We start from the raw sequence: 14,014 nt of genomic DNA on the forward strand, positions 1-14,014 counted from the left end.
AATCTAATTTAATGTCGATTAGCATGAGGCCTATTTTATGTATTCTGCAAAGCAAGACGTACAACCAGAAACTATTATTCAGGATAATGATCCCTCTATTATTTATACCGGCAACTGGGCACGGTATACCGGAAGGGCTTACAGCGATGATGGTGCAAGTATGGCGCTGTACGATAACGGAAAGTATTTTGAATACACATTTATCGGTTCCGGAATTGGATTTTATAGTGAAAGAAACTCCGATCAGGGCGAAATAGATTTTTATCTTAATGGCGTGTTATACGGTACGGCAACCACCAAAACGCCAACGCACCAATATAGCGATCTTATTTTTTATATTGCGGGCCTGCCACCGGGTCATCATACCTTTAAAGGGGTGAAGAAAAACGGCACATGGATGTTGCTCGATCAGCTCAAAGTTTATAACGATGCCCCGCTCACCGCTGAAGTAAAAGCTTTTTCAGGGGCAGGTAGCGAAGGTACAGCAACTCTCCTGTTCAATCAGTCTCTCGATCAACAAAGCGGAACGGTACCCGGTAACTATCAGCTCAATAATGGCGCAAGTGTGACTTCAGTCAGCTTAAGCAATGACAGAAAAACCGCAACTTTGATCATTGATGGTTTAACTGCGAACACGGATTACACCTTAACGCTGAGCCAAATCAGTAATCAAATTTTGACCACCACCGTTCAAAACCAGTCCTTTACTCTGCGCTACACTGCGTTACCTCCTGAACAGGTTTATGACGATCCACAGCCTGAAATCACGTATGGCGGTAACTGGACACATAGTACCGGGCGCACGTCGAGTATTTTTAATCACACCACCTCATATACTCAAAACAATAACTCCGGGACATTCTCGCTGGATTTTGTCGGCACCGATATTTCCTATTATGCAGAAAGCAATACCGATCAGGGTGATGTGGAAATATATATCGATGATGTTTCTCAAGGGCGCATTAGCACGTGGTCAGACAGCCATTTAAACAGCCATATTTTATATCAGAAAACCGGCTTGCCTTTCGGCAACCATAACATTAAGGGAATTAAACGTTCAGGAACCTGGGCTCATTTGGATGCGTTAAAAGTTTATAACGCGGGCGATCTTGAAATTGTTAAAACCACAACTGACGGCAATGACAATATTGTGGTTACTTTCAACCAGGCGCTGGACTCAAAAAGTGCATTAGATCTGACAAACTATGATCTGGATAATGGTGGCGTTATTCAAAGTGTCGCAATAGATGATTTAAAAACGACACTGACGCTCAATGCGCCTGACTTACAAACTGGCATCCTCTATACCCTGACTTTCTGCGGGCTTAAAAATGAGATCCTGACGAAAGATTTTGCCGATATCCAGGCCACGTTTACCTACAACCAGGGAATGAAGTATTACTACACCTTTGATGATGAAACTGACGGGGCTTTCTTAGAGACCATTAATAATCAACGCAGTGCAATAAGCCAGGGTCATGCCCCCTCACTGGTGACGGCAAAGCTCAACAAGGGTATCGATTTTGCCAGCGGGCAGCCGGGTTATATTGATTTAGGCGTACTGGATTGTTTGCAAAAATCGGCTTTTACCGTTGAAGCGTGGATATACCCGCGTTCAACAGCGATGAGCATGATTGTCAGCCAGGACACGCGCAACAACAACAACCAGCGCTGGCAGCTTTACACCCAGGACAATCAGCTGGTTTGCACGATGTCGAATGATACCAACAGCATCTCGTTTACCTTAACAACCAAGTCTTTTATTCCACTGAATGCCTGGACCCACGTCGCAATTCTGCGCCAGGGTGATGAATATGCCCTGGCGGTTAACGGCAATATAGCGATGACCGGTGGCAGTAATGTGGTGCAGACGAACGTCACCACGTCGGTGAAAGTGGGCGGACGGCTGGATACCAACGGCGCGCTGGCTGATGCTTTCAACGGTATCATTGATGAAGTTAAATTCTTTGATTCACAGATAAACCCGCAGACGTTGAGCGGGCATTATCGTCAACTGGCCGACACGAATTTCAACCTTCAGGCGAGTAATGGCAGGCTGAAAGCGGTGTTTGTTCACCCGCAATCTGTGGCACCTGTGCTGAGTGATTTCCTGACACACCTCAAAGTGAACAATGAAATGCGCGTTGGTTTGCCAATAACTCACTTTGAGTGGGATGCGGCAGGCAATACTGCAACACTCTCTTTCACACCACTCGAACTTGCGGCGGTTGAGCAAAATATCGTCTTCACCTTGCGTTATCGTGAGCTGCCTGTTGATGCGAATTTCTCGCTGGAACCGACCACGATAGCCGCGCCTTCTCTCTCTTCCCTGCTATTAAGCGGCTCGTTACTGACGCGCGAAATTCTATGCCCGGATTATCTTTTTACTGACCCCGGCGGTTTTGCAGAAAATGGCAGTGAATACCTGTGGGAAGTGGCGAGCAGTACGACTGGCCCGTTCAGTACCATCAACGGGTTGCATACCCGCACAATGATGCTGCTGCCCGAGCACAACGGGAAATATATTCGCGTCACGGTTACACCGCGCAATGAACGCCTGTGCTTTGGTGAGTCACAATCTGTGATTGTCGGGCCTGTCGTTGCGCGAAGTGGCAACCCGCGAACCGACTGGTTCCGCAACGCGCACTACGGCGTATCGCACCATTTCCTGCCTAACTATCTCAATCTCTCACCGGATATTCCGCAAAATGAGAAATGGCAACCGGGCGAAAGCTGGGACGATTTCCTCAGTACTTTTGACGTGCAGGCTTATGCCAAAGCCATCAGTGAAACGGGAGCGGGCTTTGTTCTGCTGACGATGGATCAACATGCCGGTTACAAGCTGGGGCCGAATAAAACTCATGATGCCATTCTGGATATTGAACCTGGCGTGCGCAGTGCCATTCGTGACTTGCCGCTGGAAATGGCTCAGGAACTGGCGAAGTACGACATCAAACTGATGCTGTACATGATGGGCTTCGCGCCAGCCAAAGCCAGCCTGATTTATTACGATGATGACGCGAATCAGCACTCACCGGATCGCTGGGGTGACATGCTGGTACCGCATCTGTACGAATGTTCTCCATTTGACAATATCATCACCTCTGAAACTACGCGCATGAACTATGCGGTGGTACGGGAGTTTGGTGAACGTTATGGTGATTTGTTAGCGGGCTGGTGGTTCGACGGTATGTGGAACACTTACACCGATATGAACCAACCTTACAACATCAACGATGTGGTGGACGGCTCGCGGGCGGGGAATCCCGACCGTATAGTTACCGGGATTGGTGTGCACACGTTGGCCTATACCGATTACTCTGCTGGTGAGGCATATGGCACGAAAAATGCCGAAGGTAACTATGTGATGACTGAGTTACCGGATTCCCGCTGGGACAGCAACGACGGCTATCACCAGTGGTATCGCTGGATAGCGCTCGGCAACCAGACGGTGAATGCGGGCTGGGGTGCGATGGGTTCAAGCGATACCGGTAAACATTACGACACTGACGCCTTAGCCCAATGGGTGAAAGACGTAGCTGCCCGTGATGGCGTGGCCTGTATGGATATCCGCATTAACCGTTTCGGAGAACTGGACCCGATTGTTTCTCAACAGCTTGCGGCCGTCAACGCGGCAGTTTATCCGTCCCTCGATGACGAGCAGTTGCTTGATAAAGTACAGCAAACCACGCTGCGTTATTTCTGGGACTACGCACACCCGACCAGCGGTCTGGCTTTTGAGCGGTTATATCGCAACAGCGATGCCGGGCTTAATGAACCGGTGACCATTGGCGGCAGCGGTTTTGGCGTCATGGGCATTCTGGTGGCGATTGAACGCGGTTTTATCACTCGAGAAGAAGGGTACGATCGCATTAATAAAATGGTCGATTTTCTGGGCGGCCCGACCACCCGTTACAAAGGTGCCTGGCCACACTGGATTAACGGCAGTACAGGCGCGACCATTCCGTTTGGTACCGATGACAATGGCGCAGATCTGGTCGAAACCTCGTTCATGGTGGAGGGGTTGCTGACGGCACGTCAGTATTTTAATGATCCTGGGCTGACGGATAAAATCAACACACTCTGGCATGACATTGACTGGAACTACTTCACCAATAACAGCAACAGTCTGTACTGGCATATCGATAAAAATTTACAGTTCACCATGGGGATGAAAATCACCGGCTGGAACGAAGCGATGATCAGCTACCTGCTGGCCATTGCCTCGCCGACCCATGCCATCGATCCGGCACTCTGGGAAAGGGGCTGGTCACAGGGAAGTTATCACAACAAAAACAAAGACTACTACGGCGTTACACTGCCGATCGGCCCGACGATGGGCGGCCCGATGTTCTTTATGCATTACTCCTTCCTCGGTTTTGACCCGCGTAATCTGCGGGACAGTGCCAATAACGTGAATTATTTCCAGCAGGGTGAAGCGCAAAGCCAGATCCAGCAGGCTTACTGTATCGATAACCCTGGCGGATTTAACGGCTATGCAGAAAATTACTGGGGACTGACATCGGGTTACGGACCTGCAGGTTATGCAAGTCATGATCCAACGTCTGATGACGGGACGATTACCCTTACCGCTGCACTATGTGACTTACCTTATTTACCTGAAGCGTCAATAGCAGCGCTGCGCCATTTTTATGACGACCTGGGAAATGCGCTGTGGACCGAGAAATGCGGGTTTATTGATGGTGTAAATCTTTCCAAAAACTGGTATTCCGAGGGATATCTGGCCATCGACCAGGGACCGATCATTGGCATGATTGAAAACCATCGTAGTGGATTGTTATGGCGTTATTTTATGAGTTGTCCGGAAATTCAGCAGGCTTTATCGCTTATCGGCTTTGTTGATGATGACTATCCACCGCGCCAACGTTAAATAATATTCTGACCTGAAGTGTTTGTCTGCAAGGGTACCCGCAGGCAAACACTTTCTTTCGTCATGACAATCCTTTAACTCATACCTCAATCCGGGCAACTTTATGCAGATCACTCCACGTCCAGCGCCTGCCGGAACTGCGCCCACATTTTTGAGGCAGACGGCCTGACGGAGGCCACTTTCACCGGCAGTTGCGGCGGTGCACCGGCTTTCATCTCGCCGAGATCGAACACAAAGGTGTAATCCGGTTCCTGCCCCATACGTAAATCGCTGACCAGAATATGCCCGGCCTGCTCTTTTACGCTGAAGAAACCGTGGCTGAACCAGGCGACGCGCGCCAGAAACGCATTATCTTTGTGCGCTTCATACAACGCTTCACCGCGCGGATAGAAGCGGAAGCGGATCGGGGAATCCGGATGCAGCAATGAGGTAAAGCCTTCACCGTAACTGTCTTTACTCATCACCACCACACGCCACACCAGCGAATTGAGCGGTGTCGGCGTGACCAGAACCTGTGTGCTTTCTATATTTTGCCGCTGCAGTTCTGCGCCAACGTGCCGCGTCACCTGATGTTGCTCAATCACGGTACAGGCCAGATACAGGCAACTGATGCCCAGTAGCGCATTACTCCACATAATGCCGCGCTGCTGCTCGCGATAAAGCGCCAGACCGACGCCGATAATCAGCGGCAGGGTATAGAGTGGATCGATAATAAAAATGCTGCCGATGGCAAAAGGATAATGGGTAAACGGAAGGCCGAGCTGTGTGCCGTAAACCGTCATCAGATCCAGCAACGGATGGGTGATCAGCGCCAGCCAGACCGCGCCCCACCAGTGGCGGAAATGTTGTCCGCCGCTGAACAGTTTTGCCATCAGCCAGGCCAGCAGCGGTGAAATCAGCGTCAGATAAAATAACGCATGGCTTTCGGTGCGGTGCATCGTCATATTGCTGATGGCATCACCGTGATCGTAAAACACATCCAGATCAGGTAAGGTTCCGCACACCGCGCCTGCCAGTGCAGATTTCCACACCGGCGCACGTTTGCCCATCACCGCAATACCCACCGCCGCGCCAAGAACTAATTGTGAAACCGAATCCATTCTGCCCCCTTAATCCCGAAGCTGAATACCTTCGGTAATAATGCGCTGGACGTTGCTCACCGTTTGCTCAAAGAATTCAGGGTCATTGAGCGTTTTGCCGGTAATAGCTTCCACCTGAACACCAAAATCGGCGTAATGTTGCGTGGTGGCCCACAGCATAAAAATCAGCTGCATCGGCTCAACCGGCGCGATCAGTTCTGCTTTAATCCAGCCACGGATCACATCCGATTTATCTTCCACCAGCGTTTTCAGACTGCCCCCCAGTTCCTGTTTCAGCAGCGGCGCGCCCTGTACCATCTCCAGACAAAACAGCTTTGATGCCTGTGGGTGATCGCGCGAAACACACAGTTTCAGGCGGATATATTCACGGATGGCTTCCAGCGGATGTTGATCAGACTGCAAGGCTTTCAGCGGCGCCAGCCAGATATCCAGCAGCCCTTTCAGCACGGCGATATACAAATCTTCTTTCGACGGGAAGTAATACAGCAGGTTGGTTTTGGACACATCAGCGCGCTCGGCAACCTGATCCAGACTGGTGCCATGCATGCCGTACAACGAAAAGAATTCCAGTGCCGCCGCCATGATATTGCCACGTTTGGCCGCGACCGCCCGTGAGCGTCGCGTCGGGGCTTTCGCCGCCGTCTGGCGGGATTTTTTCTCTCCGGCGTCAGGCTGCGGAGGTTCGACCAATGGCTTCACAATGTCTCCCTGAGACAAACAGCAAGGCTGAAATCATAACAAATGGCGGTACAGGCGACTATCGCTATGCATACCGATGATGGAAGTAACACTCACACCAATAATTATTAACCACAAAGGGTTACTAATTTAACAAATTTGCACCATTTCCGTTCAATCCTGCCTGATAAATGTGCAGCTATTTTTGACCATATGGTCTGAAACAGACCATATGCTCTACCAAAAATCCAAACAAAATTTTAACACACTGATAAACAAAGAGATTAAAAAACTGGCATCCGGCTTGCAATACCTTTCCTGAATTCCTTCATTCGCGTTGCATCACGAGGTGAGCTATGAAAATCGGTGTCTTTATTCCTATCGGCAACAACGGCTGGTTAATTTCAGAAACTGCGCCGCAGTACAAACCCACCTTCGAACTGAACAAAACCATCGTGCAGAAAGCGGAGCACTATCATTTTGATTTCGCGCTGTCGATGATCAAACTGCGCGGCTTCGGCGGCAAAACCGAATTCTGGGAACACAATATGGAGTCGTTCACGCTGATGGCGGGCCTCGCTGCCGTAACTTCCCGCATCCAGCTTTACGCCACCGCCGCCACACTGGTGATGCCACCCGCGATCGTTGCGCGTATGGCCGCCACGATAGATTCCATTTCCAACGGCCGTTTCGGCGTAAATGTCGTCACCGGCTGGCAGAAACCGGAATACGAACAAATGGGTATGTGGCCGGGCGATGACTATTTCAGCCGCCGCTATGACTACCTGACCGAATACGTCAGCGTGCTGCGCGATCTGTGGGGCACCGGTCACTGCACGCTTGACGGCGAATTCTTCAAAATGGACGACTGCCGCGTCAGCCCGCGCCCGCAGAGCGAAATGAAAGTGATCTGCGCCGGACAAAGCGATGCCGGCATGGCGTTCTCCGCAAAACACGCCGACTTTAACTTCTGCTTCGGCAAAGGCGTCAACACGCCAACCGCCTTTGCCCCCACCGCTGCCCGCATGAAAACGGCGGCTGAAGCTGAAAACCGCGACGTCTCCTCTTATGTCCTGTTTATGGTAATTGCTGATGAAACTGACGCCGCCGCCCGCGCCAAATGGGATTTGTACAAATCCGGTGCTGACGCCGATGCGCTCGCCTGGCTCACCGACCAGAGCAGCAAAGACACCAAATCCGGAGCCGATACCAACGTCCGCCAGATGGCTGACCCGACGTCCGCCGTCAATATCAACATGGGCACGCTGGTCGGTTCTTACGCCAGCGTTGCCAGAATGCTCGACGAAATCGACACCGTGCCCGGCGCTGGTGGCGTGCTGCTGACCTTTGATGATTTCGTGGAAGGCATCGAAAACTTTGGCCGCTACATCCAGCCATTAATGAAAACCCGCCAGCACATCGGCACTGAGCAGAAAGAGGTCGCATGATGAACGTTGTTGAGAATCAAACTGTGGTCCGCCGCGAACCCCACAATACCGGCGAGGAAACGATCCTCACAGCACGCCCTGAAGCCATTGCTTTCACGCCGCAGCAAACGGCGCTGATCGTGGTGGATATGCAAAACGCCTATGCCTCACAAGGCGGTTATCTGGATCTGGCCGGTTTTGACGTTTCCGCCACCGCGCCGGTGATTGCCAATATCAAAGTAGCCATTGCCGCCGCCCGCGCCGCCGGGATCAAAGTGATTTTCTTCCAGAACGGCTGGGACAATCAGTACGTTGAAGCCGGTGGCGCCGGTTCGCCGAACTTCCACAAATCCAATGCGCTGAAAACCATGCGCAAACGCCCGGAACTGATGGGTAAACTGCTGGCGAAAGGTGACTGGGATTATGACCTGGTCGATGAGCTTCAGCCGCAGCCGGGCGACATTGTGTTGCCAAAACCACGCTACAGCGGCTTCTTCAATACCCAGCTCGACAGCCTGCTGCGCAGCTACGGTATTCATCATCTGGTGTTCACCGGCATCGCCACCAATGTCTGCGTGGAATCCACGCTGCGTGATGGCTTCTTTCTGGAATATTTCGGCGTGGTGCTGGAAGACGCCACCCATCAGGCCGGACCGGAATTCGCACAAAAAGCCGCAATTTATAACATCGAAACCTTCTTTGGCTGGGTCTCCAGCGTGCGCAATTTCTGCGACGCCGTGGGCTATAAAACTGAACAAAACGCCGCTTAACCGTTTTCTGAAAAGGACAATTTACGATGCCTAAAAGTGCCATTATTCCGGCGGGCAGCGGTGTTCCGCTGGCCCCTTTTGTCCCAGGTACCCTTGCCGATGGCGTGGTGTACGTTTCCGGCACCCTGCCGTTTGATAAAGACAATAACGTGGTGCATGTCGGCGACGCCGCGGCGCAAACCCGCCACGTACTGGAGATCATCAAAAGCGTGATCGAAACCTCGGGCGGCACAATGGATGACGTCACCATGAACTCGATTTTCATCACCGACTGGGCGAATTACGGTGCGGTAAATCAGGTTTACGCCGAGTATTTTCCGGGCGAAAAACCGGCACGGTTCTGCATTCAGTGCGGTCTGGTGAAACCGGATGCGCTGATCGAAATCGCCTCCGTTGCGCATATCGGCAAATAATCATTTCGCAAAAAACCGTCCTGAACACCTTGAGGAAACAGCATGTATTACAAGGTATTGGGTAAGAAAAATGCCGATGCCGAAACCGTTGTGCTCTCATCGGGGCTTGGCGGTTCGGGCGGCTTCTGGCAGCCGCAACTGACGATGCTTGCGGCACATTTTCGCGTGGTGGTGTACGACCAGCACGGCACCGGCGTCAGCCAGGGTACGGTGCCTGCCGGTTACCGGATGGAAGACATGGCCGACGAACTGGCAGACATGCTCAATGAACTGGATATCAGCCGCTGTCATCTGGTCGGTCATGCGCTCGGCGGTATTATCGGCCTGCATCTTGCACTGCGTTATCCGGCGCTGTTGCAAAGTCTGGTGGTGATTAACGGCTGGACGAAGCTCGACAGCCAGACGCGGCGCTGCTTTGAAGTGCGGCAAAATCTGCTGCTCAACAGCGGCGTGGATGCCTATGTGCAGGCGCAGCCGCTGTTTTTGTATCCGGGAGACTGGCTTTCTGAACATGAGGCGTTATTGCAGGAAGAGCGCCAGCATCAGGTGGCGCATTTTCAGGGGATGGAAAACCTGCTGCACCGTTTGCAGGCGCTGATGGATTCAGACCTGACGGAGTCGCTTGGACACGTGATCACACCGACGCTGGCTTTCAGTTGTAAAGACGATTTGCTGGTGCCGTGGTCACGCTCGGTGGATCTCGCTTCCCGTCTGCCTAACGGCGAACACACGCAAATGCTGTACGGTGGCCACGCCATGAGCGTGACCGACCCGGAAACTTTTAACCCGATTTTACTGGACTGGCTGCTGCGACATTCATCCCGACATACCACCGCGCATTAAGCAAGACTGATTAAAAACTGAGGACACGACCATGCCATCAACCCTGAACGCCACATTGCCTGCTACCGATATGCCTGTCGTTGAACAACAAGCAGTCGTTGAGAAAGAAGCCTCCGTGGAAAAACAAGCGTATCGCGATGCGATGGCGCGCCTCGGTTCGGCCGTCAACATCATCACTACCGACGGTCCCGGCGGACGGGCAGGTTTCACCGCCTCCGCCGTATGCAGCGTTACCGATTCGCCGCCGACATTGCTGGTATGCCTGAACCGCTCGGCGTCGGTGTATCCTGCCTTCAAAGAGAATCAGGTGCTGTGCGTTAATACGCTGGCCGATTGCCATGAGTCGCTGTCCAATTTATTCGGCGGAAAAACGCCGATGGAGCAACGTTTTGACGCCGCCGAGTGGACGCGCCTCGCCACTGGCTCCCCCATTCTTACCAACGCGCTGGTGTCATTTGACTGCAAGGTCACGCAGATCACCCGCGTCGGCACCCACGACATTTTGTTTTGTGAAGCCGTTGCCTTACGACGCAACGACGACAGCCACGGACTGGTGTATTTCGACCGGCGCTATCACCCGCTTATGCGTCAGTTAGCCTGTTAACTCAATCCTCTCAACTTAGTAAGGGTCGTGCATGGCGAATACCTGGTTTCCACAATGGCGTAAAAGAGAAGGTAATCTGGATGGTGCGGTGATCGCGCCGGATGAACGGCTGCCGTTAGGATCAACAGTGATCATGGGGCTGCAACATACGGTGGCCATGTTTGGTGCCACCGTGTTAATGCCCTTGCTGATGGGTTTTGATGCCAACATGGCGATTCTGATGTCGGGCATCGGCACCCTGCTGTTCTTCCTGGTGGTCGGCGGACGCGTACCCAGCTATCTCGGATCCAGCGCCGCATTTGTCGGGCTGGTGATCGCGGTGACCGGCTACAGCGGCCACGGGGCGAACCCGAATATCGGCGTGGCACTGGGTGGCATTATTGCCTGCGGCGTGATTTACACGCTGATCGGTTTTGTGGTGATGGCGGTCGGTACACGCTGGATTGAACGTCTGATGCCGCCGGTTGTTACGGGCGCGGTAGTGATGGCGATTGGTCTGAATCTGGCACCCATTGCCATTAACAGCGTGTCGGCCTCTTCATTTGACAGCTGGATGGCGGTGATGACCGTGCTATGTATCGGTTCGGTGGCGGTGTTCACCCGCGGTCTGGTGCAGCGTTTGTTACTGCTGCTCGGTCTGGTGGCGGCGTATCTGATTTACATGGCGATCACCAACGGCCTCGGGCTGGGCACACCGGTAGATTTCAGCGCCGTAGCCCAGGCACCGTGGTTTGGCGTCCCGACCATTACCACGCCGGTGTTCAGTTCTCACGCCATGCTGATGATTGCGCCGGTGGCGGTGATTCTGGTGGCGGAAAACCTTGGCCACATTAAAGCGGTGGCGGGCATGACCGGCAAAAACCTCGACCCGTACATGGGCCGCGCGTTTGTCGGTGACGGTCTGGCAACTCTGCTTTCCGCCTCGGCGGGCGGCACCGGTGTCACCACTTACGCAGAAAACATCGGCGTGATGGCTGTGACCAAGATTTACTCCACGCTGATTTTCGTTGCTGCGGCGATAGTTGCCATTGTGTTGGGCTTCTCGCCCAAGTTTGGTGCACTGATCCACACCATTCCCGGCCCGGTGCTCGGTGGTGCGTCGATTGTCGTGTTCGGTCTGATTGCCGTAGCAGGTGCCCGCATCTGGGTACAAAACCAGGTGGATCTGGGACTTAACGGAAATTTGATCATGGTGGCAGTCACGCTGGTACTGGGCGCAGGCAACTTTACCCTGAGCCTGGGCGGCTTCAGCATGGGTGGCATCGGCACGGCGACGTTTGGCGCCATTTTGCTCAATGCCTTCCTGAGTCGCAGCAAACAGGCAAAAATTCAGCCTGAAATAAAAACTGGCACAGAAGCTGCATTAAAAGATCACTGACGACCTCAGTTTCTCCTTAGCTCATCATTTTTGATGATCGCCAGCGGTTAGCCGGTCCACCCGTCCGGATTAGCCGCTGGTTTTTTTCTTTCTGCCTCCCGTACATTCCTCCTAATGCCGTTTTCCAGCTAACGATTGCAAAATTCCTTCGTTCACCTGCCCTTTAAATTGGTTTGTTATGGGTTCAGCACTTTGGTTCTAAGAACGCCAGAGTCATCACCTGTCACCATAACCAATAAGAAAAAGGGTTTAACGATGAAGAACATTCGCCGGATTAACGCGGTCACCCGCGCACTGGCTTTAGGGGTACTTCTCACCAGCACGTTTTCTGCCATCGCCGCTGACGGTACTCCCGTTCAGGGCGGTACGCTGATTTATCTTGAACAGCAGGCGCACACCAACCTGTATCCGCCCGCCGGTGGATTCTATCCGAACGGCGGCATACTCAATCAGATCACCGACAAACTGACATACCAGAATCCGAAGACGCTGGAGATTGAGCCCTGGATTGCCGAATCCTGGTCGTTCAACGCCGACAAGACCGAATACACCTTCAAACTGCGTCCGGGCGTGACTTTCTCCGACGGCACGCCGCTTGATGCCAGTGCAGTAGCCAAAAACTTTGATACTTACGGTCTGGGCAATAAAGAGCATCACCTGCCGGTCTCCGAAGTCATCAACAATTACGACCACAGCGAAGTAATTGATCCGCTGACCGTGAAGTTCTATTTCAAAAAGTCGTCACCGGGGTTCCTGCAGGGCACGGCAACCATTGGCTCCGGGCTGGTGTCGCTGAGCACGCTGGAACGTAATTTTGACGCGCTGGGCGACGCCACGCACATCATCGGTTCCGGTCCGTTTGTGGTCAGTAAAGAAACGCTGGGTCGTGAAGTCGATCTGACTGCCCGCAAGGATTACAACTGGGGGCCGAAAAACCTTAAACAACAGGGACGTGCCAATCTTGACGGCATCAAAGTGATCGTGACCGGCGAAGACAGCGTGCGTATCGGCGCGCTGCTGGCGGGTCAGGCTGATTTCATCCGTCAGGTTCAGGCGTATGACGAGAAACAGGCCAAAGACCAGAACTTCCCGCTTTATGCCGCGCCGACCAAAGGCGTTAACGACAGCATTTCGTTCCGGCCGGACAACGCGCTGGTGTCGGATCTGAAAGTGCGTCAGGCGCTGCTGCACGCCACCAACAGCAAACAGGTGGTCGATACGCTGTTCTCGCCAAACTATCCGCAGGCGACTTCGGTGATTGCTAAAACCGCCGCCGGTTATGTCGATCTGAGCCACAAACTGACTTACGACCCGACGCTTTCCAAAAAGCTGCTCGATGAAGCGGGCTGGAAGCCGGGCCCGAACGGCATCCGTCAGAAAGACGGCAAAACGCTGTCGCTGACCATTTATGAATCGCTGCCGCAACCGCAGAACAAAGAGGTGTTGCAGTTGGTTTCCCAGCAATGGAGCCAGGTCGGCGCGAAGCTGAACATTCTGGCGGGTGATGCGGGCAGCCGCGTGGCGGATAACCTTGATCCGCAGAAAACCCCGGCGAACGTGGTGGAAGTCGGACGCGCCGATCCGGACGTCATCAAAAGCTCGTTCTACCCGACCAACCGCGATGCGCTGCTGCAAAAAGGCGGCCTGAGCAGCAAGGTGAAAAGCTTCCGTGACGACAAACTTAACGACCTGCTGACCGCAATTTCCGCCGAAGTCGATCCGAAAAAACGTCTGGCACTGACCGGCGACGTGCAGAACTACCTTCTGGATCAGGCGTATGTCATTCCGATTTTCGAAGAGCCACAGGTGTTTGCCGGTGCGCCGTATTTCAAAGGCGTCAGCTTTGAAGCGGTCGGGCGTCCGAGCTTCTACGGCGCATGGCTGGAAAAGCATTAACAGACAGGGGTAAA

At 53.0% G+C, this 14,014-nt stretch carries 10 protein-coding genes; 8 read left to right on the forward strand and 2 right to left on the reverse strand.

Annotation, left to right across the window (positions count from 1 at the left end; translation table 11 throughout):
* Positions 1-37: 37 nt before the first annotated feature.
* Positions 38-4,891 (forward strand): glucoamylase family protein, encoded by a 4,854-nt coding sequence (locus RAHAQ2_RS14690; RefSeq protein ID WP_015697989.1) that lies wholly within the window; start codon positions 38-40, stop codon positions 4,889-4,891.
* Between the two features lie 110 nt (positions 4,892-5,001).
* Here the strand turns inward: RAHAQ2_RS14690 and RAHAQ2_RS14695 are convergent, their stop codons facing one another.
* Positions 5,002-5,991: a metal-dependent hydrolase gene (locus tag RAHAQ2_RS14695; RefSeq protein WP_015697990.1), complete on the reverse strand. Its 990-nt coding sequence runs from the start codon at positions 5,989-5,991 to the stop codon at positions 5,002-5,004.
* Positions 5,992-6,000: 9 nt separating this feature from the next.
* Entirely contained in the window at positions 6,001-6,690 is a 690-nt protein-coding gene (gene rutR / locus RAHAQ2_RS14700; protein ID WP_015697991.1) for an HTH-type transcriptional regulator RutR, read from the reverse strand.
* A 335-nt stretch (positions 6,691-7,025) separates the two neighbouring features.
* Here rutR and rutA point away from each other — a divergent pair, with 335 nt between their 5' ends.
* The 7 genes from rutA (at position 7,026) to RAHAQ2_RS14735 (ending at position 14,000) form a co-directional block, all read left to right on the forward strand.
* Positions 7,026-8,117, forward strand: a complete 1,092-nt coding sequence (gene rutA, locus RAHAQ2_RS14705) for a pyrimidine utilization protein A (RefSeq protein WP_015697992.1) — start codon at positions 7,026-7,028, stop codon at positions 8,115-8,117.
* Entirely contained in the window at positions 8,114-8,866 is a 753-nt protein-coding gene (gene rutB / locus RAHAQ2_RS14710; RefSeq protein WP_015690206.1) for a pyrimidine utilization protein B, read from the forward strand. Before rutA ends, rutB begins: the two co-directional genes overlap by 4 nt.
* 26 nt (positions 8,867-8,892) lie before the next feature.
* Positions 8,893-9,279 carry a pyrimidine utilization protein C gene (gene rutC, locus RAHAQ2_RS14715; RefSeq protein ID WP_015697993.1) on the forward strand — a complete coding sequence of 129 codons (387 nt, stop codon included), beginning with the start codon at positions 8,893-8,895 and terminating at the stop codon, positions 9,277-9,279.
* A gap of 42 nt (positions 9,280-9,321) precedes the next feature.
* On the forward strand, positions 9,322-10,122 hold the full coding sequence (gene rutD / locus RAHAQ2_RS14720) for a pyrimidine utilization protein D (RefSeq protein ID WP_015697994.1): 801 nt from the start codon (positions 9,322-9,324) through the stop codon (positions 10,120-10,122).
* A 70-nt stretch (positions 10,123-10,192) separates the two neighbouring features.
* Positions 10,193-10,726 carry an NADH-dependent FMN reductase RutF gene (gene rutF / locus RAHAQ2_RS14725; protein ID WP_049796154.1) on the forward strand — a complete coding sequence of 178 codons (534 nt, stop codon included), beginning with the start codon at positions 10,193-10,195 and terminating at the stop codon, positions 10,724-10,726.
* A gap of 31 nt (positions 10,727-10,757) precedes the next feature.
* Entirely contained in the window at positions 10,758-12,104 is a 1,347-nt protein-coding gene (rutG, locus tag RAHAQ2_RS14730) for a pyrimidine utilization transport protein G (protein ID WP_015697996.1), read from the forward strand.
* Between the two features lie 255 nt (positions 12,105-12,359).
* Positions 12,360-14,000 (forward strand): TIGR04028 family ABC transporter substrate-binding protein, encoded by a 1,641-nt coding sequence (locus tag RAHAQ2_RS14735; protein WP_015697997.1) that lies wholly within the window; start codon positions 12,360-12,362, stop codon positions 13,998-14,000.
* The last annotated feature ends 14 nt before the right edge of the window (positions 14,001-14,014 follow it).

It is taken from the genome of Rahnella aquatilis CIP 78.65 = ATCC 33071 (genome assembly GCF_000241955.1).
Classification (GTDB): domain Bacteria; phylum Pseudomonadota; class Gammaproteobacteria; order Enterobacterales; family Enterobacteriaceae; genus Rahnella; species Rahnella aquatilis.

Excerpts from the sequence above, each read along its gene's own strand:
- RAHAQ2_RS14735 (WP_015697997.1), top strand. The coding sequence starts at position 12,360 with ATGAAGAACATTCGCCGGATTAACGCGGTCACCCGCGCACTGGCTTTA.
- rutD (WP_015697994.1), top strand. The coding sequence starts at position 9,322 with ATGTATTACAAGGTATTGGGTAAGAAAAATGCCGATGCCGAAACCGTT.
- rutA (WP_015697992.1), top strand. The coding sequence starts at position 7,026 with ATGAAAATCGGTGTCTTTATTCCTATCGGCAACAACGGCTGGTTAATT.
- RAHAQ2_RS14690 (WP_015697989.1), top strand. The coding sequence starts at position 38 with ATGTATTCTGCAAAGCAAGACGTACAACCAGAAACTATTATTCAGGAT.
- RAHAQ2_RS14695 (WP_015697990.1), bottom strand. The coding sequence starts at position 5,991 with ATGGATTCGGTTTCACAATTAGTTCTTGGCGCGGCGGTGGGTATTGCG.
- rutF (WP_049796154.1), top strand. The coding sequence starts at position 10,193 with ATGCCTGTCGTTGAACAACAAGCAGTCGTTGAGAAAGAAGCCTCCGTG.
- rutB (WP_015690206.1), top strand. The coding sequence starts at position 8,114 with ATGATGAACGTTGTTGAGAATCAAACTGTGGTCCGCCGCGAACCCCAC.
- rutC (WP_015697993.1), top strand. The coding sequence starts at position 8,893 with ATGCCTAAAAGTGCCATTATTCCGGCGGGCAGCGGTGTTCCGCTGGCC.
- rutG (WP_015697996.1), top strand. The coding sequence starts at position 10,758 with ATGGCGAATACCTGGTTTCCACAATGGCGTAAAAGAGAAGGTAATCTG.